Below are 23,897 nucleotides of genomic sequence, written 5' to 3' on the forward strand. Positions count from 1 at the left end.
ATACAAAAGCTGTGCGAAACATTGCGTTGCCGGATCATCTGCGACCTTCCACACAATTGGTTTGCGCAGATGAACCGCGACCGAAGCGCCCGACCCGCCCGCAGCGCAGACTGAATACCCCCTACGCGCCAGAACATTTTCGAAATCGGCTCTGCGCGGAAGCCCATTAAAATACGAATTATGTATTATTCTCATGTAATTTGTACATTACATCAAATACTATTGGCACACAATTATCCATATATCATGGTTTTATACCAAAAATCATAAGTATTCGCGAAAATTTCATTAGTTATCTTGGATTTTTCAATATCCCAGATCGGAACCGTTAAGCAATATGTCACACTTGTTAATTTGATCGAAATCTTAGCGGCTATGCTTTATAAAAACGTCACTTAAGCGAGGAAAATCGCCCAGATACAGCCGCTTACACGCAGAATTCCTGCGTACGGTGCATTATTGTCGCCATCGCAAACTCCAGCTGGCTTCGAAATAGCTTCACTCGAAGCGCCCACCCAAATTTCACACCCCCACCCTTTTCTTATGCTGCAACGCAGCGCAATATCCCACCCGATCGGGGGGCGCATCGCGATGGAGCAAACACACGGAGTCACACTCGCCAAGAAACTGAACGCGTTCCACCTGTGGGGGATCGCGGTCGGGCTGGTGATATCGGGCGAATATTTCGGCTGGAGCTATGGCTGGGCGAGCGCGGGGACGCTCGGCTTCCTGGTGACGACGGTGGCGATCGCGGCGATGTATGTCGCCTTCATCTTCAGCTTCACCGAACTGACCACCGCGATCCCGCAGGCGGGCGGGCCGTTCGCCTATAGCTATCGCGCGTTCGGGCCGGTCGGCGGGGCGATCGCCGGGTTCGCGACCTTGATCGAGTTCCTGTTCGCGCCGCCGGCGATCGCGCTGGCGATCGGCGCCTATCTCAACGTCCAGTTCCCGGGGCTCGATCCCAAGCACGCCGCGCTCGGCGCCTATCTGGTCTTCGTCACGCTCAACATCGTCGGGGTGCAGATCGCCGCGACCTTCGAGCTGGTGGTGACCCTGCTCGCGGTCGGCGAACTGCTGGTGTTCATGGGGGTGGTCGCCCCCGCCTTCGACTGGTCGAATTTCGCCGCAGGCGGCTGGGCCGGCGAGAGCCGTTTCTCGATCGGTGCGATCGGCGGGATTTTCGCGGCGATCCCGTTCGCGATCTGGTTCTTCCTGGCGATCGAGGGGGTGGCGATGGCCGCCGAGGAAGCCAAGGACCCGCACCGCACCATCCCGATCGCCTATATCGCCGGGGTGCTGACGCTGACCCTGCTCGCCTTCGGGGTGATGATCTTCGCGGGCGGATCGGGCGACTGGCGCGCGCTCGCCAATCTCAACGATCCGCTGCCGCAGGCGATGAAGTCGGTGGTCGGCACGTCGAGCGGCTGGCTGCACATGCTGGTGTGGCTCGGCCTGTTCGGGCTGGTCGCCTCGTTTCACGGGATCATCATGGGCTATGCCCGGCAGATCTTCGCGCTGTCGCGCGCGGGTTATCTGCCGGCGGTCCTGTCGCGGCTCCACCCGCGCTTCCGCACCCCGCATCTCGCCACGGTCGCCGGCGGGCTGGTCGGGGTCGCGGCGATCTACAGCGACAATCTGGTCGGGATCGCCGGCCAGTCGCTCACCGCCAGCATCGTGACGATGTCGGTGTTCGGCGCGCTGGTGATGTATGTGATGAGCATGGCGAGCCTGTTCCAGCTGCGCCGCACAGAACCAGCACTCGCGCGCGGCTACCGCGCGCCGCTCTACCCTTATGCCCCGGGCTTCGCGCTGGGTATGGCGCTGCTCGCGCTGGTCGCGATCATCTATTACAACCCGGCGATCTTCCTGGTGTTCGCGGCGATCATGGCGGTCGCGGTGATCGCGAGCCGGTTTGCACGGCGCTGATCGACAGGGGCAGCGCTTCGGTGCACATTCGGGCGGCACTTCAGGAGAACCGGGCTTGGCCACATCGGCGGAGAAGAATGGCAGCCTCGGCACCGCGCTGGCCCATACGCGCAGCCTGCTCGAACGCTCGCCTATATTGGCCGAGGAACAGACCCGCGAGATATTGCGGGTGGTGCCGCTCCATCCCGAGGCGCTGACCCTGCGCGGCCGCGCGCTGGCGGCACTGGGCCGCGCGCCCGAGGCGATCGCGGTGCTGCGCGCCGCCACCGCCCGCGATCCGGACTCGGCCGAGGCGTGGCGCACGCTCGGCGACCAGCTGATCCTCACCGGCGACGGCGCGGGCGCCGATGCCGCCTATGCCCAGCAGATACGCTGCTCGGTCAACGTTCCCGAATTGCGGCAGGCCGCGATCGCCCTGTGCAACAACGAGCTGGCGGTCGCCGAACGCATCCTCAAACCCTATCTCAAGCAGTTCCCGACCGACGTCGCCGCGATCCGGATGCTCGCCGAACTCGCCGGCCGGCTGCGGCGCTACACCGACGCCGAAAACCTGCTTAACCGCGCGATCGAACTGGCGCCGAGCTTCGCGCCGGCGCGGTTCAACCTGGCGACGGTGCTCTATCGCACCGGGCGGACGCCGCGCGCGGTCGAAGAGCTCGAGCGGCTGATCGAGCAGGATCCGCACAATATCGCCTCGCGCAACCTGCTCGCCGCAGCACTCGGCCGGATCGGCGACGTCGCCGACGCGGTGCGCCATTATGAACATGTCCTCGCCCGCCTGCCCGACGCCACTAAGATCTGGCTGAGCTATGGCCACAGCCTCAAGACGGTCGGCCGCCAGGCCGATAGCGTCGCCGCTTATCGCCGCTGTCTCGCGCTCGAACCCGGCTATGGCGAGGCCTGGTGGAGCCTCGCCAATCTCAAGACGGTGCGGCTCGGTACCGAGGATATCGCCGCGATGGCGCAAGCGCTGGGCGATGCGCGGCCGAGCGCCGAGGATCGCTATCATCTCCATTTCGCGCTCGGCAAGGCGCATGAGGATGCGGGCGACGCCGCGGCCGCCTTCGATCATTACGATCAGGGCAACCGCCTGCGCCAGGCCGAGATCGACTATGATCCGGCCGTCGTCACCGGGATCGTCGATCGCAGCATCGCGACCTTCACCCCCGCCCTGCTCGCGTCGCGCGCCGGGCGCGGCAGCGAGGCCCCCGATCCGATCTTCGTCCTCGGCATGCCGCGATCGGGATCGACGCTGATCGAGCAGATCCTGGCGAGCCATCCGCTGATCGAGGGCACCCAGGAACTGCCCGAAATCCAGCGGCTCGCCCAGCGCCTGGGCGCCGAGGCGCGGCCCGGCCGCTATCCCACGCAACTGAGCGAGGGCGAAGGCGCCAAGCTCCGGGAATGGGGCGACGACTATGTCGAGAACACCCGCATCCACCGCAAGACCGACCGGCCCTATTTCATCGACAAGATGCCCAACAACTGGGCGCATGCCGGGCTGATCCACCTGATCCTGCCCAACGCGAAGATCATCGACGCGCGGCGCCACCCGCTTGCCTGCTGCTTTTCCAACTTCAAGCAACATTTCGCGCGGGGCCAGGGGTTCAGCTACGGCCTCGAGACGATGGGGCGCTATTATGCCGATTATGTGCGGATGATGGCGCATGTCGACACGGTGCTGCCCGGGCGGGTCCACCGCATCTTCCACGAGGCGCTGATCGACGACAGCGAGGCCGAGATCCGCCGGCTGCTCGACCATGTCGGGGTCGATTTCGACCCGGCCTGCCTGCGCTTCCACGAGAATGACCGCGCGGTGCGCACCGCGAGTTCGGAACAGGTCCGCCGGCCGATCAACCGCGAGGGCGTCGACCAGTGGCGCGCGTTCGAACCCTGGCTCGATCCGCTCAAGCAGGCGCTCGGATCGGCGCTGACCGACTATCCGTTCGCCTGAACCCGACCCGGCCGATCCGCAGCCTGTTCTGCGGGTTTAGAAATCCTGCCAAAACAAGCACCTGCACCGATCGGCCTTCTACTTTACGCAATTGCGGTGGCATCAATTGTGCGGCGCCTCATAATCTCGCTTGACAGAAAGTAACGATCGTTCAACCTTCGGCGCTGCGCTGCAGGAAGAAAAATGCCGCGGCGCCGCAAGTCAAACGCTGCACGTCGAACAATGGGGGCTCCAATGATTGGGCAAGAGCGGAAGCGCGCGGGAAAGCCGCGCGCGCGCGGTATCGTGTGTCTGCTTGCATCGACCGCGGCGATAGCCACGCCGGTCTTCGCGCAGGAGGCGACGCCGCAGGCCGCGGCGGCCGAGACGACCGACGGCGACATCATCGTGACCGCGACCCGGCGCGCCGAGACCTTGCAGACCGTGCCGATCTCGATCCAGGCGCTCGGCACCGAGAAGCTCGAGGAGCAGCACATCGCGTCGTTCGACGATTATGTGAAGCTGCTGCCGAGCGTCACCTTCAATTCGGCCGGCCCCAGCCAGGCCCAATTCTACTTCCGCGGGATCAACTCGGGCGGCGACGGCCTCGACGTCGGCTCGCAGCCGACCACCGGCCTCTATCTCGACGAAATCCCGGTCACCACGATCGGCGGCTCGGTCGATCTCCACATCTACGACGTCGCCCGGGTCGAGGCGCTGGCGGGTCCGCAGGGGACGTTGTTCGGCGCGAGTTCGCTCGCCGGCACGCTGCGCATCATCACCAACAAGCCCGATCTCGACAAGTTCGAGGCGGGCTATGACGGCCAGATCAACAAGTTCGGCAAGGGCCAGGCCGGCGGCAGCGCCGAAGGCTTCGCCAATATTCCGATCAACGACAAGATGGCGATCCGCCTCGTCGGCTATTATGAGCATGACGGCGGCTATATCGACAACACGCTCAAGACGCGGACCTACGAGCTCGACGACAAGGATCCGACCACCAATGTCGTGGTCAACAACGGCAAATATGTCGGCAAGGACAGGAACGACGTCGACAGCTATGGCGGCCGTGCCGCGCTGCGGGTCGAGCTCGACGACAACTGGACCGTCACCCCGCAGATCATCTACCAGCATCAGAAGGCCAAGGGATCGTTCCTCTACGATCCGGCCGCCGGCGACCTCAAGGTCCACGACTTCCTCGACGGCGTGAACAAGGACGAATGGTATCAGGCGGCGCTGACCATCGAAGGCAAGGTCGGCAATTGGGACCTGATCTATTCGGGCGGCTATTTCGAGCGGTGGCGCGACAACGTCAACGACTATAGCTATTATACCGTCGCCTATGACCATTATTCGAAGGCGGCGGGGCTGACTGTCGGCGGCGCCGATCCCTTTTATTATTACACCAAATATCCCGATGGTAAGGGCGGCTATCTCGACCCGAGCCAGTTCCAGCACAGCGACTATAAATATACCAAGCAGACCCACGAGATCCGGGTCAACTCGCCGTCCGAGAACCGGCTGCGGGTCACCTTCGGCGCGTTCATGCAGCGCCAGACCGGCAAGCTCGACACCGATTTCTTCACCAAGGGGATCAGCGCGGCGGCGGCGCTGGTGCCGATCTCGGCCTGGCCGAACCCCGGACTCTATCCGATCCCGGGTTTCACCGACGGCGTCTTCATCAAGCGGCTCGACCGCGTCGACAAGGATTATGCGCTGTTCGCCGAGGGCAATTTCGACATCCTCGACAATCTGACGCTGACCGCCGGCATTCGCGGCTTCGACGTCAAGAGTTCGCTCTACGGCTTCTCCGGCATTGCCGGGCTCGCGCGCAACGCGACGCGCTGCGTGCCCGCCAAGGGCCGCTACCCCTGCGTCAGCGTCAACAAGGACTATAAGGAGACCGGCGAGACCCACAAGGTCAGCCTCGCCTGGAAGATCACCCCGCGGCAGATGGTCTATGCGACCTATTCGACCGGCTTCCGCCCGGGCGGCAACGATCGCCGGCCGACCACGCCATCCTACAAGGCCGATACCGTCACCAATTACGAAGGCGGCTGGAAGACGAGCTGGGGCGCGCTGCGCTTCAACGGCGCGGTCTTCTACGAGAAGTGGAAGGACATCCAGTTCTCGCTGCCCGGCGAAAACGGCCAGACCTATTTGTTGAACGCACCCGGCGGCGCCTCGGTGAAGGGCATCGAGTCCGACATCAGCTGGCGCGGCGACGGCCTCGTGCTGACCGCGGCGGGCGCCTATATCGACGCCAAGCTCGACGACGATTTCTGCGCGCGCGCCGGCGACTGTACCCCCAAGGGCACCCGCCTGCCGACCACGCCGAAATTCAAGGGCAGCGGCACCGCGCGCTATACGTTCGACATGGGCGACAAGAAGCCGTTCGTGCAGGGCGTGATCAATTATCAGGGCGGCACCCGCGCCGGCCTGCTCGACAGCGACACCCTGCCCGCCGCCGATCCGATCACCGGGGTGATCCGCGACCAATATGGCTTCACCAAGGGCTTCGCGACCTTCGACTTCTCGGCGGGCATCAAGATCGGCGACATCTCGGTCGAGGCGTTCATCGAGAACGCCTTCGACAAGCGTGGCATATTGTCGAAATCGGCGTCGTGCGGCCTGTCGGAGTGCAACTTCGCCGCCCGGCTCTATCCGATCAAGCCGCAGCTGTTCGGCGTGAAATTCGGACAGCGTTTCTAGAATTTCCGTGGGATGATACGCGCTGGAGAGCGCGTATCATCCCACGGGTCCATATCATCGATCGCGCCAGGCGGCGGTGCCCAACCGTGCGACGACGAAGATGCTGAGCGCGGCGACGCTGCCGATGTCGAGGCGCGCGAGCGCGCGATATTGATCGGGGGTCAGCGGGCCGAACGGCGGGCCGATATCCCAGAGCAGCAGCGGCAGCGCGAGCAGCATCAGGCCGAGCAGCGCCAGCATCGGCCGCCATTCGCGCGGCCGAAAGGCGAGAACCGCGATCATCGCGCAGGGGATCAGGAACCAGCCGACCCCCGACGCGACCCCGAACGCCTTGGCGGCGAGCACCGCATTGGCGATCCCGGCGAGCGGCAGCAGCATCCGGCCCGCGACCGGATGGCGACGCGCGACGAACGGCACCGCCGCGAAGAACGGCGTCGACAGGAAGGTCCAGCAGGCGACCCCGGCGCCGGCGCCGACCAGCCAGGCGATGTAGAGCGGATAGAGCGGCTGGTTCCCGGTGACGACCAGCGCGATCATGTTGCACGCCGCCGCGCGCGGATCGGGATGCGCGGCATAGCGGCCGAGCCATGTGAAGATGCCCATTCCCTTCTCCCCCCTTTTGCGGCTCAGCCGAACCGCAGTGCCCCGGTCAGATCGCCCGGCGGCGGCCCGCCCGCGGCGATCATCGCCTGCTCGCGCTCGACCAGTCCCGGCAGTTTCTCGAGCCCGAAACGGCGGGTGAGGAAGCGGGCGATCGACCCGGTGTCGTAGATCGTATGATCGACCTCGCCATGGCGGGCGTGCGGCGAGACGATCACCGCGGGAATGCGGGTGCCCGGCCCCCAGCGATCGCCCTTGGGCGGGGCGACATGGTCCCACCAGCCGCCATTTTCGTCGAAGGTGATGACGACGAGCATCTTGTCCCATTGCGGGCTCTTGCGCAGCGCGTCGACCACCCCGGCGATGTGGCGGTCGCCGGCATCGACGTCCGAATAGCCGGCATGCATGTTGAGATTGCCCTGCGGCTTGTAGAAGCTGACCGCGGGCAGCCGGCCGGCGGCGACATCGGCGAGGAAATAGTTGGTGCGCGCGGTCTCGCCCTCGCCGGCGTCGCGCAGATGGCGGTCGCGCGCGGCGGTGCCCGGCGCGAACTGGGTATAATAGTTGAACGGCTGGTGGTGCGGCTGGAAATTGGGCCGCGGCGGAAACTGGCCGTCGCCGCCGCCCGCGGCTGCGGCCCAGCCGCCGGCATACCAGGCCCAGTCGACCCCGCGCGCCGACAGGAGATCGCCGATCGTCCTGTGGCTCTGCGGCACCAGCGTGCGCGGGCTCGACGGGTCGGCATAGCCCGGACGCGCCGGATCGGGCTCATAGGTCGGCGCATAAGGCGGCAGCATCGTGTTGACCGCCCAGAAATCGGGGGTGATCGTGTTGGGCACCAGCCGCGCGGGTCCTTCCATCGCGCTCGCCGGCGACGCCTCGATCTGCCGTGGGCGAATGCCCTTGGGGTCGGCCCCTTCCAGCCGGGCGATCTGGTCCTTCGCCGGGCTCCTGTCGGCATCGGGATAGAAAGGCGGGCGGGCCGCGATCAGATATTGGTGGTTGAGATAGGAGCCGCCGAACGCGCCCATGAAGAAATTGTCGCACAAAGTATATTCGCGGGCGATCTGCCACAGCCGCAGATTGGCCGAGCCGTCGCCATAATGGCCCATCACCAGCGCGCCGCTGTCGCCCCAGGCGACGAAGCCGTCATTCCTGCCACCGTTGATCTGCAACTGGTTGTTGTAGAAGGCGTGGATCAGGTCGCGGGTCACCACCCCATGCGGCAGCGGATCGCCATCGGGGGTGCTCAGCGCGAACGGGGCATTGGCGAATGCCGGCAGATCGTCCTGGCCGATCTGATATTCGCGATGTTCGACGACCTGTTTCTTCGGCGCCACGCCCTGCCAGACCTTCGGCAGCGTCTCGAAGACGCGTCCATCGCGGTCGCGCTGGAGGCAGCGCTCGGGCGGCACCGCCGACAAAGGCTGCTCAAGTCCTGGAAAATCCACGAACAAATTATTGAAGCTGCGGTTTTCCGCATATATCACGACGATCGTGTCGATATGGGCGCGCAGCGCGGCGTCGCTGACCGTCCCGGCAGGCCCGCGGCGCGGGGCGCGGGCCTCCGCCGGATCGCCGATCGCCGCCGCCCCGGCCAGCGCGGCAAAGCCGCCGAGCAACAGGCGGCGTTCGGGATTTTCGGGCTGCTCGGCGGGCGGGAGGTCGTTCGGATCATGGTCGCTCATCCACCGTTCTTAACCGCAGCCGCGCGAGGGTGACAATCATGCGACGCGCACGAAGCCGGTCGAAACCATCCTATCTTTGACCGGGTCGCCGCAGGCGGCGATAGAAAGGATCGCAACACCCAAGGGAGCCTCGATGCGCGCACCGTTCCTCGCCCCGCTTCTGCTGATGCTGGCCTCGCCCGCGGCCGCCGAAACCCAGTGGATCCTGCGCACCGACCTGTGGGGCAATCCCGCTTTCTCGACGCTGACGATCGATCGCGACCAGGGCGCGGTCGCGGGCATGATCGACAGCGACCGGCTGAGCGGCACCGCGAACCGATCGCATATCGCCTTCACCGCCACCGACGATCGCGGGAGGACGACGACCTACCACGCGACGATCCGCGGCGCGACGATGGCCGGCGAGGTCGACCAGCCCGACACCAACGATCCGGCCGCACGTGCGAAACATCGCTTCACCGGCTGGCGGGTGCCCGAGCGCGCTGGCGAAACCCCCGTCGTGCACGACTTCGTGCCGACCGACTGGTCGAACACATGGAACGCCGATCGCCGTCCGGTGCTGACGATCTGGCCCGGCGACGGCGTTCGCACCTCGACGATCGATTCGGGCGGGGTCGATGCCAAGGGGGTGACCCGCGCGCTGTTCGGCAACCCGCAGACCGGGCCGTTCTTCGTCGTCGGCGCCGAGCCCGGCGACACGCTGGTCGTCCATCTCAAGCATATCGCGCTCAACCGCGACTGGGCCGACAGCCTCGATACGATCGTCGGGCGCGCGCTGGGCACCGCTCTGATCCCCGCCGCGCAAAGCCTCGGCAAGCCGGTGCGCTGGCGGCTCGACCGTGCCGCCGGCCGCGCCAGCCCCGAAGGCGCCACGGGGGCGCTCGCGGGATTTTCGGTGCCGGTGCGGCCGATGCTCGGCGGGCTCGCGGTCGCGCCGGGTTTCGGATCGCCGGCAATGTCGACCGGCGACACCGGGCGCTTCGGCGGCAATATGGATTTTCCCGAGGTGGTCGAGGGCAACCGGGTCTATCTGCCGGTCCAGCAGCCCGGCGCACTGCTCTATCTCGGCGACGGCCATGCGCTGCAGGGCGACGGCGAGACCTCGCAATATGCGCTCGAAACCTCGCTCGACGTCGAGTTCAGCGTCGAGTTGATCAAGCATCGCGCGATCAACCTGCCGCGGGTGGAATCGCCGACCGAGATCATGGCGCTCGGCCAGGCGGGCTCGCTCGACGAGGCGCTCAAGGCGGCGAGCACCGGGCTGATCCAGTGGCTGCAGGCCGATTATGGCCTGACCCTGTCGCAGGCGGCACAAGTGCTGGGAAGCTCGGTGCGCTATTCGGTGCCCAACCTTGCCGGACGCAGCGTCGGCGTCGCGGCAAGGCTCGACAAGACGTGGCTGCCGGCGCGGACAGCCGCGCCTAAACCCGCCGTCCGGTGAACAGCTGGATCAGCACGACGACGACGACGATCACCAGGATGATGTGGATCAGCCCGCCGGCGATGTGGAACGAAAAGCCCAGCAGCCAGAGGATCAGGAGGATGACGGCGACTGTCCAGAGCATGGCTTCTCTCCATTGACCGCGGGCGTCGGCCCGGGATGAAGCCTGCACAACCGCCACCCGCCGGATGCGTTCCACGCGTCCGTTGCATTATGCGATACAAGCGATTAGGAGCGGTTCCACATCAAGAGTTGGGCAAGGCCCGACGCCAACCTGCTCCCGGGCAAGGTGGCGCCTCCGTCAGGGGGGATGTGGCCGAACCGGCAACCAAACGGGTCAAGCCATAGTCGATCCTTGTACCGCCAGCTTCTGGTGCCATCATTGGGGACCGACGACTTCGATGCCGATCAGAATTGCGAACGACCTGCCCGCCCGCGCCCTGCTCGAGGCCGAGGGGGTGATGGTGATGCGCGAGGCCGACGCCGCGCGCCAGGACATCCGGCCGATGCGGATCGGCCTGCTCAACCTGATGCCGAACAAGGTCCAGACCGAGACCCAGTTCGCGCGGCTGCTCGGCGCGTCGCCGCTGCAGATCGAGCTGACCCTGGTCAAGATGACCCATCATGTCCCGCGCAACACCCCGAGCGACCATATCCTGTCCTTCTATCGCGACTGGGAGGATGTCCGCGCCGAGAAATATGACGGCTTCATCATCACCGGCGCGCCGGTCGAGACGCTCGATTTCGAACAGGTCGCCTATTGGGACGAGCTGCGCGCGATCCTCGACTGGACCCAGACCCATGTTCACAGCAGCTTCACGATCTGCTGGGGCGCGCAGGCCGCGGTCCATCATTTCCACGGCATGCCCAAGCACGCGCTGCCGGCGAAGCGGTTCGGCGTCTATCGCCACCAGAATCTGGCGCCGTCATCGCCGTTCCTGCGCGGCTTCTCGGACGATTTCTCGGTGCCGGTGTCGCGCTGGACCGAGGTGCGGCGCGAGGACATCCCCGCCGGCAGCGGGCTGGCCGTGCTGATGGAATCGGACGAGGCCGGGCTGTGCCTGCTCGACGATCCGGCGCACCGCGCGCTGCACATGTTCAACCATATCGAATATGACTCGACGACGCTCGCCGACGAATATTTCCGCGATCTCGCCGCGGGCAAGGCGATCGCGATGCCGCACGGCTATTTCCCCGACGACGACAGCGGCGCCCGCCCGCAGAATCGCTGGCGCAGCCACGCCCATCTGCTGTTCGGCAACTGGATCAACCAACTCTACCAGACGACCCCGTTCGATCTCGCCGCGATCGGCACCGATGCCGACGGCGTCACCGGCCCGGCTTCGGACGACCATGCCGATCCGGTCATGACGCGTAGGACGGCTGCGCGATGACGATGCTGATGCGGCGATTGCGCGCCTGACCTTCGACGGTGGCGTTCGAGGCGATCGGCGCGCGCGGCCCCATGCCGACCGCGGTCAGCCGCGAGCCCGAAATGCCCTTGTCGACCAGCCGGCGGACGACGCCTTCGGCACGGTCGCGCGACAGCTTCTCGTTGCGTTCGGCTTCGCCGATATTGTCGGTATGGCCGATCACCGTCGCGGTGGCGTGGGGATAGGCCTTGAGCAGCTGGACGAGTGCGTTCAGCCGCGCCTCGGCCGCCGGAGTGGGATCGCCCGACCAGGGAAGATATTCGCGGCCGCCCGGCTCGAACGTCCGCGGCCCCGGATCGTGCGAGGCGAGGAACTCGGCGATCTGCGCCGCGGTCGATCCGGGCGCCGCGACGATCGTCGCACCGTTGGGCAGCGCGATCACGCTGCGTTCGATCGCGCTGTTCGGCCTGGTCACAGGCGGCGGAGGCGCCGGCTTGACGCACGACCGCAACCCGAGCCCGGCCGCGATCGCGCCGAAGATCAGCGCCGCGAAGATGATGAACCTCATGCCCTTGCTCTCCCGCCCGGCATGATCAGAAGCGCTTCTGGTCGGGATCGACCACGTCGCAGCGGCCGCTGAAATCCTGGCCGGTGCCCTTGATGCTGATCAGCCCGCTGGTGCGATCTATCTTCACCTTCGGCTTGTTCAGGCCGTTGAGGCGATAGCTGGCATCGATCTCGTTCGATCCCATCCGGATGTCGGTCAGCTGCCACCAATGCTGGTCGTCGCCGCCCGAATTGATCGGCGGGATCAGCTTCTTCGGCAGGCGGATGCGGCCGTCGTCGCCCGAAATCTGGATCGTCACCGCGCTGTCGAACTGCGACATCCCGCTGCCGAGGCTGCTGCGCGATCGATACTTATGGTCATATCTGTCCCACACCAGCTCGTTCTTCGACTGAGTGGTGAGCACCTCGCCCTGCCCCATGCAGAGCAGGTTGAGATTGCCATTGCCCTCGGCGAAAGCCGGTGCGGCGATCATGGTTGCGACTGCGAACGCTCCGGCGCCTGCCAGGATTTTCGTCGGGATCATCCAGTCGTCCTGTCGCAACGCCGCTTCGAGATGAGGCGGCCCAACCGCAGACTATCGCCGATCCGCGACCGAAGCGAGACACGTCCCGCCGTTTTTCGCAGCGCAACACTATATTCGCGAGCAGTGCTGGCGATCGTGCCCGCGGCATGCGATGCCTAGGCCATGATATGTGCGATCAGGAACTGGATATTGCTGGGGTGTCTTGCGCTGGCGGGCGCCTTCCCCGCCCTCGCCGGCACCGCCCCCGACCAGCCGACCCATTACCGGCCCGCCAACCTCATCCTGATCCTCGGCGCGGTGCCGCAGGAGGTGCCGCCGTTCGTCGAGGCGATGAAGGATGCCAGGCAGCGCAGTCTGTGGGGCGTGCCCTATTGGCAGGGGCATATCGCCGGCAAGCCGGTCGTGGTCGCGCTGACCGGGGTCGGCAAGACCAAGGCGGCGATGATCACGACCCTGTTCGTCACCCGGTTCCACCCGCGGCTGGCGCTGATGAGCGGCACCGGATCGCGGACCAATCCCGCGCTGCGCACCGGCGACGTGATCGTCGCGACCAGCCTGTACGAGCATGATCTGGGCAGCCTCACCCGGCAGGACATGGTCTATCATGGCGACACCGCGCCGCTGCTCCCCGCGCCGCGCCTGCTCGCGGTCGCCGACCGCGCGATCGCCGGCTATGCGCCGCCGACGGTGACCGCGAACGGCGCCAGCTATGCGATCGCGGTGCGCCGCGGGGTGGTGGCGACCGGCGACCTGTTCGGGGTGACCGACGCGCGGATCGCGACGCTGCGCGACCATTTCCACACCGACATCATGGAGATGGAGTCGGCCGCCTTCGCGCGCAGTTGCGAGACATTCGGCGTCCCCTGGCTGGTGGTGCGCGCCGGCAGCAACCTGACCCAGGAAGCACCGAGCGACGATTATAAGCGGCTCGGCCCGATCGCGGCGAAACAGGCGGCCTATTTCACCCTGTCGCTGATCCCGACGCTGTAGCCCCCGCCGATCAGCTTCCGCAGCCACCGCATCCGCCGCCGCCACAGCCGCTTCCACCGCCACCACAACTGCTCCCGCAACTGCCGCCGCTCGAACTGGCAGCACGTATCTGGTGCAGTTCGCCCCAGCCCGATCCGACCAGAACCGCGGTCCCGAAGATCGCCACCGCCAGGTCGGCCTCGCCACCGGTCGGCGCGCGGCGGAGGCGTTCGGAGCGGGCACGCGCTTCGGCCAGGGCCGCCTTTCCGCCGCGCGTCCTGCGATCGACGCTGACCAGCCGGGCCACGGTGAAGACCAGGGTCAGCAGCAGCAGGGCGGTCAGGAACCCGACCGGACGACCGCGCAGGTCGCCGATGACCCATTTGCCGATGCCGAAGAGCATCAGCAGCAGATAAGGCGCGGTCTGGAACAGTCGCAGCGCCCGCGTCTCCGCACGGTCGATGATCAACCCGGCCGCGACCAGCCTGTTTTCGACCGGGGTCGCCCACGATCTGAAGCCGTGCTCGATCGCCCGCCAGCCGATCGGCGTGGCGAGCCGCAGGATATTCTGCTCGATGACCGTGCCGCCGGTGGCCGCCGCGGCGACGGCGAAGCGCCTGCGATCGATCGACAGCGCACCGCGCGCGAGCAGCCGCGCCACCATCGCCTCGGCCAGCCGGGTCGCTCCGCCGGCCAGATAGGCAATCTCGTCGGCGTCGTAGACCGGCTGATGGCTCCCCTGCGCGCGGCGCAGCCGCGGGATGAGGAAACCGGCGACGATCGCGGCAACCAGCAGGCCGGCATAAAGTTGGAGAAAGGGTCCGCCGGTCAGATCATAGGGTCCGAGCGACATGGCAGTCAGGCTCCTCTGAGAATCAGATATAGCACGGCAAGCAACGCCAGAGCGGCGGCGATCAGCCGCGCCGCCCACCAGGGCAGGATCAACGCATCGCGCGGGTGAACCCGGCGCGCCTTCGGGTCGGCGATCAGGCGCCGGCCCGCATCGGGCCAGATATCGGCCGGCGGCAGGTGCCCGAACACCGCCTCATAGGCTTTGATGGTCTGCGCATATCGTTCGAAATAGCGATGCCCCTCCGAAGCGCCGCCGGCGGTCGGGCCATGGTGGAGCGGGCGCCCGAGGATATCGGGGCAGAAGCGCTCCCAATAATCGCGGGTGTAGGTCAGATGGAGGTGCCAGGCCTGGTCGACCGCGTCGGACGGGGTCATCTCCTCCCCGGTCGTCACCGCCAGGAAGCAGAAGCGCCGATATTCCTCGACCACCCGGGCGGCATGAGCCGGCCGCCAGCCATTTTCGCGCGCCAGCCGATCGGTGAAACCGAGCGCCGCGTCGGCGGGGCCGATGGCATGAAGCGAAAGCGCGCGCCAGACCGGGTGGTCGGGCAAGGTTTCAGACAGACGATCCGTCTTGCGCATCTATATTGTCTACTATCATGGTAGGCAAGTTATGGCAAGCCCGTCATCCGAGCGGCAAGACCCGCTCGGCCTCAGCCTTGCAACCCACCGCGCGCGCTATCATCGATCAGCCTGCGCACCATCGCCGCGAACGGCCCGATCACGAAGGGCTTGGTCATCAGCTCCATGCCGGGCGCCAGGAAATCGGATCGCAGGCTGGCGCTTTCGGCATAGCCGGTGATGAACAGGATCCGCAGATCGGGCCGGTGGGTCCGTGCGATCTCGGCGAGCTGGCGGCCGTTCATGCCCGGCAGGCCGAAATCGGTGATCAGCAGGTCAATCGGGTCGGAGGATGTGAGGATCGGGATCGCGGTCTGGGGATCGACGGCATGACGGTGCCGATAGCCGAGTTCGTCGAGCACCTCGATGATCAGCGACCGCACCGCGGGATCGTCCTCGACCAGCAGCACATGCTCGCCCCGGCCGCGCGGGGCACGGCGCGACGGCGGTTGCTGTTCGGCCTGTTCGACGCTTGCCGCACGCCGCACATAGAGGGTGACCATCGTCCCGCGCCCGGGCTTGCTGGCGATGCGGACATGCCCGCCCGACTGTTTGGTGAAACCATAGATCATCGACAGGCCGAGCCCGGTCCCCTGCCCGATCGGCTTGGTGGTGAAGAAGGGCTCGAACACCCGGGCGATCACATCCTCGTCCATGCCGATGCCGGTGTCGATCACCGAGACCGCGACATAATCGCCGGCTTCGACCTCCTCATGGCTGCGAGCATAGGCCTCGTCGAGCAGGTCGTTGCGTGCCTCGATCCTGACCGTGCCGCCATCGGGCATCGCGTCGCGCGCGTTGATCACCAGGTTGAGCAGCGCATTCTCGAACTGGTTGGCGTCGGTGAGGCCGCTCCACAGCCCGTCGTCGGTCCGCACCTCGAGCGCCACGCTCTCGCCGAGAGTGCGCTGGAGCATGTCGCCCATGCCGTCGATCAGCGCGCCGATATCCTGGGCGCGGGTGTCGAGCGACTGGCGGCGCGCAAAGGCCAGCAGCCGGTGGGTGAGCGATGCCGCGCGCTGCGCCGAGACGGTGGCCGCATCCATATATTTTTCGAGCCCCTCGGTCCGGCCCGAGGCGATCCGCATGCGGACGAGCTCGAGCCCGCCGATGATCGTGGTCAGCAGATTGTTGAAATCATGGGCGATACCGCCGGTGAGCTGGCCGATCGCCTCCATCTTCTGCGACTGGCGCAGCGCCTCCTCGGCGGACAGCAGGTCGCGCGTCCGTTCCTCGACACGCGCCTCCAGCGCCGCGTTGAGATCCGCGAGGCTGGCCGCCGCTGCTTTTTCGTCCTCGATATCGGCGTCGGTGCCGACCCAGCGGATGATCGTGCCTTCCTCGTCGCGGATCGGCACCGCCCGCGCGACATGCCAGCGCCATGCGCCGTCATGGCGCAGCAGCCGGAATTCATTCTGATAGGGCTCGCCGCTCGCCAGCGACTGACCCCAGCGCGCAATCGTCGTCCCGATATCGTCGGGATGAATGAAGGACAGCCATTTTTCGCCATCGAGTTCGCCGGGTGCGACCCCGCTATAGGCATAGACCTCGTCGTTGAACCAGTCGAGCAGGCCATCGGGTCGCGCCAGCCAGACATGGTTCGGCATCGCCTCCGCCAGCCCGCGGAACTGGCGTTCGCTCGCGCGGAGCGCTTCCTCCATCTGGCGCCGCGGCGTGATCTCGGTAAACAATATCGCGATCTGGCGATCTCCCGGTTCGCCGACCGGATAGGCATAGATATCGAACCAGCGGTCACCGAGCGCCTGCGACACGCGCTCGAAGCGTATTGCCTTGCCGGTCATGGCGACCTCGCCATAGAGCTCGACCCACTGGACGTCGTAGCCGGGAACCATCTCGCGCATCGTCCGGCCGACCGCACCGACCAGCCGCGATTGCTGTTCGAAGGCGGGGTTGGCCTCGATGAAGCGATAATCGACCGCCTTGCCGTCATCGTCGAAGATCATCTCGATCAGACAGAAACCGACATCGATCGAATTGAACAGCGAGCGATAGCGGTCCTCGGTCCGGTGCAGCGCATGTTCGGCGCGGCGCTGCTCGGTGATGTCGACGACCATGCCCGGAAAGCGCCGCGGCGCCCCGGAGGCATCGCGGCTGCATTCGCCGCGGGCCAGCAGATGGCGGATCTGGCCGTCGGCGCCCACCACCCGATATTCGGACGAAAAGGGCATATATTGCGCGATCGAGTTCGCGATCTCGGCGGCGACGCGGGCGCGATCATCGGCATGGACGCGGTCCAGGAAGGTCGTATGCGAGACGCCTCGGGCGGCTTCGTCGGGATCGAGGCCGTAAAGCTCGGCGAAGCCCTCGTCGGCGATGACGGCATCGCGGACCATGTCCCATTCCCACAGGCCGAGCATCCGCGCATCGCCGAGCGCCAGCGCGAGCCGTTCGGTGGCATCCTGGGCGACCCGATCGGTGTGCAATGTCTGCCAGGCAGCCCCGGCGAATCGCGCCAGGCTGGTCAGGAAGCGCTTGTCCTCGCTGTCGAACTCGCGCGCCGGATCATGCGCGATCGCCCAGACGGTGCCCACCGGCTCGCCCGCGCGATAGAAGGGCGCCAGCAGCAATTCGCTCATCGTCGGGCTGACATCGGCCACCGCCGGGAAGATCTTGCCGACGTCCTGGAACAGCATTACCGCCTCGCGGTCGATGACCACCCCGCACGGCGCCTGATCGCGCGGAACGCTGCCGCCGACATAGCGCGCCCATTCGCCGGCGATCGCGGGCCAGTAGAAATCGCCGCCTTCGGCTTCGGGCCTGAGCAGGCTGATCCCGGCCGACCCGGCGTCGAGCGCATCGAGGATCAGCTCGCACAAGGTCGCCAGCACATTGTCCGGTCGCTCGGCCAGTTCGTCGACCAACCGCTGCATCGCGACGCTTTCGAGCGCGAAGTCGGGCCGCCGCCTGCCGCGTTCGGCCAGTTGCCGCTCGGTCCGCTCGACCGCCTCTTCGATCTCTGCCGGAGACAAGCCCATCTTCTCGCCCCCGACCTCCTATACGCCTGCCCACGGGATCTCGTGATCGCCGCCATCCTACTCGTCACCCGCACCGCGACAAGTCGAACGACCGTCCTATCGATCCGATCCGTCGAAAAGGCCAAGAAATTGCTGTGGAAAATGCGCGCAATAGCGCTTTTTAAGAAGCGCCGAAACGTCCGTCCTTCAGAAGAAGCCGCGCAGCGCCGCCACGAAGAGATCGAGCTGATCGTGATGCGGCCAGTGACCGGCCTGGTCGATCGCGACGATATGACGATGACGGAAATGGGCGGCACGGCCGTCGGCAACCGGATCGTGCGACCAGGTCTCGGTGCCGTAGCACACCAGCGTCTCGGCATCGATCGCGCGCCAGAAGGCGGTCGGATCGAGCGCGAAATCCTCGGGTGCGAACATCCCGACCTGCGGATCATATTTCCAGCCATAGCCGTCATCGTGCAACCGCACGCCGTGCAGCGCGAGATGATGCGCCTGGGCCGGCGACAACCGGGCATTGGCGGCAGCCATCCGCGCCGCGGCATCGTCGATCGTGGCGAGCCGCCGCGGCCGGGCGAATTTCGGATCGCGCCGTTCGGCGATCCAGTCGCGGGTGCGGTCGACCGGTCCCGCCTCGGCCCATTTGGCATAGATGTCGGGCGACGGGCCGAAGCCGTCGACGATCGCCAGCCGGTCGATCCGATCGGGGAACAGCCCCGCATAGCGGCTCGCGACCCCGCCGCCGAACGAATGCGCGACGATCGACACCCGCGGCTTGCCGATCGTCTCGACCAGTTCGACCAGATCGATGACATGATAGGCCAGGAGATAGCAGCCGTCGGGCGACCAGGCGCTGTCGCCATGGCCACGCAGGTCGAGCGCGACGACATGGAAACGGTCGCGCAGCGCCCGTGCGGTCCAGTCCCAGCTGCGGGCATGGTCGCGATTGCCATGGATCAGGATCAGGGTCGGCGCGTCGGCATTGCCCCAGTCGAGATAATGGAGGCTGAGCCCCTGCGATGTGAAGCGGTGCGAGATCGGCTCGCCATCGTCGATGCCGGTCGGTTCGGGTGCGGTCGGGTCCAACATGATGCACGAGGCTAGCAGCGCGCGGCGCCGCGATACCAGCACGGCCGGCAAAGCACCGCCATGGCGATACGAATGACGACCGGCCGTTACGGCTGGTTAACGACTTGCGTCGATCCAGGGCCCATATTCCGGACGTTCGACGGGCGCCGGTCCCGAAGATCTTAACCATATCGAAAATCTTCGCTGCCAGACCGGGCCGGACTCAAGAACGAGAAACCGAATGTTGCTTCGTCCCGTCCATCTGCTCCTGCTCGCGGCGCTCGGCTGCGTGACGGCGCAGCCCGCGCTGGCGGCCGGCCTGAACATGGCGGTCGCGGCGCGCGTGGTCTCGTTCCTGCAGCCGCCGCCGTCGGGGGCGATCGGCGCGGTCATCCTGTTCGATCCGGGCGACGCCGATTCCGAGGCCGAGGCCGCCGCGATCGAGCGGATGGTCGGCAACGGCATGACGATCGGCAAGGCATCGCTGCATGTGAAACGCCTGCCCGCCAGCCAGCTGGGCGCACTCGCCGGGGTCAAGGTCGCCTTCGTCACCACGGGGCTGCGCGAGCGGCAAGCCGACATCGCGGCCGCCGCGCAGAAGAACGGGGTACTGACGATCACCGCCGACCTCGGCTGCGTCCAGGCGGGGCGTTGCACGGTCGCGGTGAGCAACAGCCCGCAGGTCCAGATCACCGTCAGCCGCGCAGCCTGCAAGGCCGCCCGCATCCAGTTCGGGTCGGCCTTCCTCATGCTCGTCAAGGAAATCTAGGTCAGATGTCGCCCATGTTCCGCCCCATCCGATCGATCGTCCTGGCCACGGCGCTGGCGGCACCGGTGCCGGCGCTCGCCCAGCAGGTCGACTATGCGCAGCTCGCCGAACTGATGGGCGAGCCAGTCACCACCAGCGTGACGGGCAAGCCGCAGCGCGCGTCGCAGGCGCCCGCCGCGATCACGATCATCACCCGCGAACAGATCGCCCATTCGCCGGCGCGCGACGTGCCCGGCCTGCTCAAGACCTATGCCGGCATCGACGTGAATCGCTGGACCGCCGGCGGCAGCGACGTCAATGTCCGCGGCGGCGTCCAGCCGTGGAATCCGCGGCTGCTGGTGCTGGTCAACGGCCGGCAAATCTATCTCGACCATTATGGCATGACCAACTGGAACCTGCTCGGCATCCAGCTCGAGGAGATCCAGCAGATCGAGCTGGTGCGCGGCCCCGCCGGCGCGCTGTTCGGCTTCAATGCGGCGAGCGGGGTCGTCAACATCATCACCGTCGACGCCACCAGCAACCGGCTGAGTGGCAGCGCCGAGATCGGCGGCCATGGCTATAGCCGGCTGAGCATGGTCGGGGGCCTCGCGATCGGCGATCGCGCCGGCGTGCGACTGTCGGCGGGGCGGCTGCGCGAGGACGAGCGCAAGATCCCCGGCGGGGTCAACGATCCGGGCACCGCCGGCCGCGGGGTCGAGCGCGACGACGTGTCGGGCACCTTCGCCGCGACGATCGGCGAAGCGACCCATGTCACCGCCAATGCCGGCTATGCGCGCAGCCGCCAGCTCGAGCTGCTGGTCAACCCGATCCTGACCGCGCTCGACGTGAAGACCGGCACGATCGGCGCCAGCATCAGCCACGACACCGGCTGGGGCAGTCTCGACGCGCGCAGCTATGTGAACTGGCTCGATTATATCAACGGTCCCGACAACCGCGTGCCCGGCCTGCCCGACACCACCCGGATCGACGCGCAGATCAAGAACCGCATCATCGTCAACCAGGGTTCGGCGCTCGCCCGGATCGGCGCCGGGACGACGCTGCGGATCGGCGCCGAATATCGCGCCAACCGGGTGCACAGCGCGATCTATTATTCGCCCGAAGTCTCCTACGACCTGATCGCCGGCAGCGCGATGATCGACGCGCACCCGACCGATCGTCTCGCGCTGACCGCCGCGGCGCGGATCGACCGGGTCACCCTCGATCAGAAGGGCGTGCCCGACCAGCCGCAGATCGACCCGACCACCGCCTATGACCGCAGCTTCACCACGCTGAGCTTCAACGGCGCGGCGCTGCTCGACCTCGGCGCCGCCGGCCAGCTGCGGATCAATGGCGGCCGTGCGATCGAATCGCCATCGCTGTCGGCGCTCGGTCTGCACATCCTGACCCCGCTGCCCGACCTGCCCTTCCCGCTGCTGCTGGCAGGCGATCCGGCGATCAAGCCCGCCACGGTGTGGAGCGGCGAGATCGGCTATGCCCGCGCGCTGGGCGTGCTCAAGCTCGACACCGGGCTGTTCCTTTCGCGCATCGACGATTTCATCGCCTTTCCGAACCGGGGAGCCTTCTATGTCGGACCTACCGGACAGCCGCTGCTGCTGAACCGCTTCGCCAATATCGGCGATCTGAAATCGGTCGGCGCGCGGATATCGCTGTCGGGGAGCATCGGCCGCTGGACCGGCCATCTCAACTATAGCTGGACCGACAGCGGCTATGCGCATCTGCGCGCCAACGCCCGCAGCGCCTATATCGTCGATGCCGACAAGGCGCTGGCGCGCCACAAGGTCAATCTCGAGCTGAGCCACGACGCCGGCCGCTGGTTTGCGACCGGGGTGGCGCGCTACACCTCGTCCACCGCGCAGCTTGCGACCATGCCCGACGGCAATCCCACGCTGGTGCATATTCCCGACACGATCGCGCTCGACGGCAAGCTGGGCTGGCGGATCACCCCGAAGCTCACCGCCAGCCTGGCCGGCGAGAATCTCACCGACACCCGCGGCGCGACCGGATCGCCGATCCCGGCCGACCGCCGCATCCGCGCCGGGATCGCCTTCGACCTATGAGCCGCCTGATCGATCGCCTCGCCGACGATATGGTCCGGCGCACCCGGCTCGCCGACCGCTCGCTCAACACCAAGTTCGCGGCGGCGCCGGGGGTGATGCTCGCGCTGCTGCTGCTCACCGCGGTGCTGAGCGTCGGCGCGCTGCTCCACGCCCGGTCAAGCACCGCGCAGATCGTCAACGAGGATATGCGGCAGATCGCCGCGCTCAATTCGATCGCCACCCGGTTCGAACGCGCCGACGGCGATCTCTACCGGTTGCTGGTCGCCAAGGCCGCCGGCAGTCACGACGTCGATGTCCCGCGCCGCGCCGCGACGATCAAGCAGGATCTGGCAGCGGTCCGCCGCGACCTGGCGGCGCTGCGACCGACGGTGTCGGACAAGCCCCGCTTCGACCGCACCCTCGTACAGATCGACCGCTATGCCAGTGCGGTCGACGTCGTCACCTCGATGCTCGACATCGACTTCGCGTCGAGCGCGACGATGCTGACGCCATTCCGCGCCAATGCTCAGCAGGTGGTCCGTGACGTCAATGCCACCGCCCGGGCCGGCGTCGCCGAGGCCGATGCCCATGCCGCGGCGATCAGCGCGCGCATCCGCGCGCTGGTGGTGGTGCTGGCGCTGGCGACGATCGCGGTCGCGGCGTTCGGGGTGCTGATCACCTATGTCATCGGCCATGCGACGATCGAGTCGATCCGGCGGATCGCCGGCGCGACCTCGGCGCTGGCCGCGTCGGACTATGATGTCGACCTCGACGCGCTCGACCGCCGCGACGAACTCGGCGCGGTCGTCGATGCGCTGCGCACCTTCCGGTGCCAGGCGCTCGAAGCACGGCGGGTCGAGAGCGAGAAGCAGGCGCTGGAAGCCAAGGCGCGCGATGCCGGCGAGCGGCAGCGCGAGGCGGTGGCCAAGACGATGCGCGAGGCCGAGGTCACGCGGCGCGAAACGCTCGCCCGCCTCGCCGAACAATTCGATGCGCAGGTGTCGACGATGATCCGGTCGGTGCAGGCTGCGATGGCGCGGCTCGACGGCAGCTCGAAACAGCTCGACACCTCGGCCGACAGCAATCGCGCGCTCGCCGCCGAACTCGAGCAGCTTGCCGGGGTGCTGACCGGCGAGATGGAGGGGGCCGGCGCCGCGGCCGGCCTGCTGACCGCGTCGATCCGCCAGATCGACCAGGAGGTCGGGCAGACCAGCCGGGTCGCGCAGTCGATCCTGCACCATACCGAACATGCCCGGCGCGCGGTCGCCGATTCCGAGAACAAGGCCGACGAGGTCGAACAGATCGTCGACGTCATCGACGACATCGCCCGCCAGACCCGGCTGCTCGCGCTCAACGCCACCATCGAGGCAGCGCGCGCCGGCGAGGTCGGGCGCGGCTTCGGCGTGGTCGCCAGCGAGATCAAGTCGCTGTCGAGCCGCACCGGCGATTCGACCACCAATGTCCGCCAGCAGGTCGGCGAGATGCAGAAGGGCATCGGCCGGATCGTCGAGGTGACCAGCGAACTCGGCGGGCTGATCGAATCGATGACCCAGGTCGCCTCGCGGGTGGCGATGGTCTCGGCGGTCCAGGTCCGCTCGACCGACGAGATCGACGAGCGGATCGGCGCGGTCCGCGTCCGCACCGCCGCGCTGGTCGAGGCGAGCGGCGCGATCCGCAATTCGGCGGTCGAAAATCAGAGCTTCGTGCGCGACCTCAGAGCGGCGAGCGTCGCGCTGCAGGAAAGCCTCTCCGCGCTGGGCAAGGATGCCCAGGCCTTCACCCGGCATCTGCGCGCGGCTTAGAGCATTTTCAAGTCAGGTGGAAT

The 23,897-nt window shown here is 66.7% G+C and carries 18 protein-coding genes and 1 riboswitch; of the genes, 9 read left to right on the forward strand and 9 right to left on the reverse strand.

What is annotated here, in order from left to right; translation table 11 throughout:
- Positions 1–591: 591 nt before the first annotated feature.
- The 3 genes from eat to AC1RM6_RS18995 all read left to right on the forward strand — a co-directional run bounded on the left by eat (position 592) and on the right by AC1RM6_RS18995 (position 6,574).
- On the forward strand, positions 592–1,929 hold the full coding sequence (eat, locus tag AC1RM6_RS18985) for an ethanolamine permease (RefSeq protein WP_493104038.1): 1,338 nt from the start codon (positions 592–594) through the stop codon (positions 1,927–1,929).
- Between the two features lie 55 nt (positions 1,930–1,984).
- Complete coding sequence (locus AC1RM6_RS18990; protein WP_493104040.1) at positions 1,985–3,883, forward strand: tetratricopeptide repeat-containing sulfotransferase family protein; 1,899 nt, start codon at positions 1,985–1,987, stop codon at positions 3,881–3,883.
- Positions 3,884–4,168: 285 nt separating this feature from the next.
- A complete protein-coding gene (locus AC1RM6_RS18995; RefSeq protein ID WP_493104042.1) occupies positions 4,169–6,574 on the forward strand; it encodes a TonB-dependent receptor in 2,406 nt (801 codons plus the stop codon).
- Between the two features lie 54 nt (positions 6,575–6,628).
- Here AC1RM6_RS18995 and AC1RM6_RS19000 read toward each other — a convergent pair whose 3' ends face one another.
- Together AC1RM6_RS19000 and acpA are read right to left on the reverse strand one after the other, a co-directional pair.
- On the reverse strand, positions 6,629–7,177 hold the full coding sequence (locus AC1RM6_RS19000; RefSeq protein WP_493104044.1) for a hypothetical protein: 549 nt from the start codon (positions 7,175–7,177) through the stop codon (positions 6,629–6,631).
- A 23-nt stretch (positions 7,178–7,200) separates the two neighbouring features.
- Complete coding sequence (gene acpA / locus AC1RM6_RS19005) at positions 7,201–8,862, reverse strand: acid phosphatase (protein ID WP_493104046.1); 1,662 nt, start codon at positions 8,860–8,862, stop codon at positions 7,201–7,203.
- A 133-nt stretch (positions 8,863–8,995) separates the two neighbouring features.
- Here acpA and AC1RM6_RS19010 point away from each other — a divergent pair, with 133 nt between their 5' ends.
- The gene (locus tag AC1RM6_RS19010) at positions 8,996–10,303 is read left to right on the forward strand and encodes an acetamidase/formamidase family protein (protein ID WP_493104048.1); all 1,308 of its coding nucleotides are present in this window, start codon (positions 8,996–8,998) and stop codon (positions 10,301–10,303) included.
- On the opposite strand, the gene AC1RM6_RS19015 is transcribed toward AC1RM6_RS19010, so the two are convergent.
- The gene (locus tag AC1RM6_RS19015; protein WP_493104050.1) at positions 10,284–10,427 is read right to left on the reverse strand and encodes a lmo0937 family membrane protein; all 144 of its coding nucleotides are present in this window, start codon (positions 10,425–10,427) and stop codon (positions 10,284–10,286) included. The two genes, AC1RM6_RS19010 and AC1RM6_RS19015, sit on opposite strands and share 20 nt — an antisense overlap.
- A 113-nt stretch (positions 10,428–10,540) precedes the next feature.
- A riboswitch (SAM-I-IV-variant riboswitch) is annotated at positions 10,541–10,645 on the forward strand.
- A gap of 59 nt (positions 10,646–10,704) precedes the next feature.
- Between AC1RM6_RS19015 and AC1RM6_RS19020 the strand changes: the two genes are divergently transcribed.
- Positions 10,705–11,697, forward strand: coding sequence for a homoserine O-succinyltransferase (locus tag AC1RM6_RS19020; protein ID WP_493104052.1), 993 nt, complete (start codon positions 10,705–10,707; stop codon positions 11,695–11,697).
- On the opposite strand, the gene AC1RM6_RS19025 is transcribed toward AC1RM6_RS19020, so the two are convergent.
- Positions 11,669–12,244, reverse strand: a complete 576-nt coding sequence (locus AC1RM6_RS19025; protein WP_493104054.1) for an OmpA family protein — start codon at positions 12,242–12,244, stop codon at positions 11,669–11,671. The genes AC1RM6_RS19020 and AC1RM6_RS19025 overlap by 29 nt on opposite strands.
- Before the next feature lie 25 nt (positions 12,245–12,269).
- Positions 12,270–12,767, reverse strand: a complete 498-nt coding sequence (locus tag AC1RM6_RS19030) for a hypothetical protein (protein WP_493104056.1) — start codon at positions 12,765–12,767, stop codon at positions 12,270–12,272.
- A 162-nt stretch (positions 12,768–12,929) separates the two neighbouring features.
- On the opposite strand from AC1RM6_RS19030, the gene mtnN reads away from it, so the two are divergent.
- Complete coding sequence (gene mtnN / locus AC1RM6_RS19035) at positions 12,930–13,757, forward strand: 5'-methylthioadenosine/S-adenosylhomocysteine nucleosidase (protein ID WP_493104058.1); 828 nt, start codon at positions 12,930–12,932, stop codon at positions 13,755–13,757.
- Positions 13,758–13,767: 10 nt separating this feature from the next.
- Here the strand turns inward: mtnN and AC1RM6_RS19040 are convergent, their stop codons facing one another.
- From AC1RM6_RS19040 to AC1RM6_RS19055, 4 genes are all read right to left on the reverse strand, one after another.
- On the reverse strand, positions 13,768–14,589 hold the full coding sequence (locus tag AC1RM6_RS19040) for a TIGR04222 domain-containing membrane protein (protein WP_493104060.1): 822 nt from the start codon (positions 14,587–14,589) through the stop codon (positions 13,768–13,770).
- A gap of 5 nt (positions 14,590–14,594) precedes the next feature.
- On the reverse strand, positions 14,595–15,170 hold the full coding sequence (locus AC1RM6_RS19045; protein ID WP_493104062.1) for a glycine-rich domain-containing protein: 576 nt from the start codon (positions 15,168–15,170) through the stop codon (positions 14,595–14,597).
- 71 nt (positions 15,171–15,241) lie between these two features.
- Positions 15,242–18,199, reverse strand: a complete 2,958-nt coding sequence (locus AC1RM6_RS19050) for a PAS domain-containing protein (protein WP_493104064.1) — start codon at positions 18,197–18,199, stop codon at positions 15,242–15,244.
- Between the two features lie 192 nt (positions 18,200–18,391).
- Complete coding sequence (locus tag AC1RM6_RS19055; RefSeq protein ID WP_493104066.1) at positions 18,392–19,288, reverse strand: alpha/beta fold hydrolase; 897 nt, start codon at positions 19,286–19,288, stop codon at positions 18,392–18,394.
- A 220-nt stretch (positions 19,289–19,508) separates the two neighbouring features.
- On the opposite strand from AC1RM6_RS19055, the gene AC1RM6_RS19060 reads away from it, so the two are divergent.
- The 3 genes from AC1RM6_RS19060 to AC1RM6_RS19070 are packed head-to-tail and all read left to right on the forward strand — an operon-like array spanning position 19,509 to position 23,874.
- Positions 19,509–20,036: a YfiR/HmsC family protein gene (locus AC1RM6_RS19060; protein WP_493104068.1), complete on the forward strand. Its 528-nt coding sequence runs from the start codon at positions 19,509–19,511 to the stop codon at positions 20,034–20,036.
- Between the two features lie 14 nt (positions 20,037–20,050).
- Positions 20,051–22,093, forward strand: coding sequence for a TonB-dependent receptor plug domain-containing protein (locus AC1RM6_RS19065; RefSeq protein ID WP_493104070.1), 2,043 nt, complete (start codon positions 20,051–20,053; stop codon positions 22,091–22,093).
- Entirely contained in the window at positions 22,090–23,874 is a 1,785-nt protein-coding gene (locus AC1RM6_RS19070; protein WP_493104072.1) for a methyl-accepting chemotaxis protein, read from the forward strand. Before AC1RM6_RS19065 ends, AC1RM6_RS19070 begins: the two co-directional genes overlap by 4 nt.
- Positions 23,875–23,897: the final 23 nt, after the last annotated feature.

Source organism: Rhizorhabdus sp. GW822-FHT03C02 (assembly GCF_058801765.1).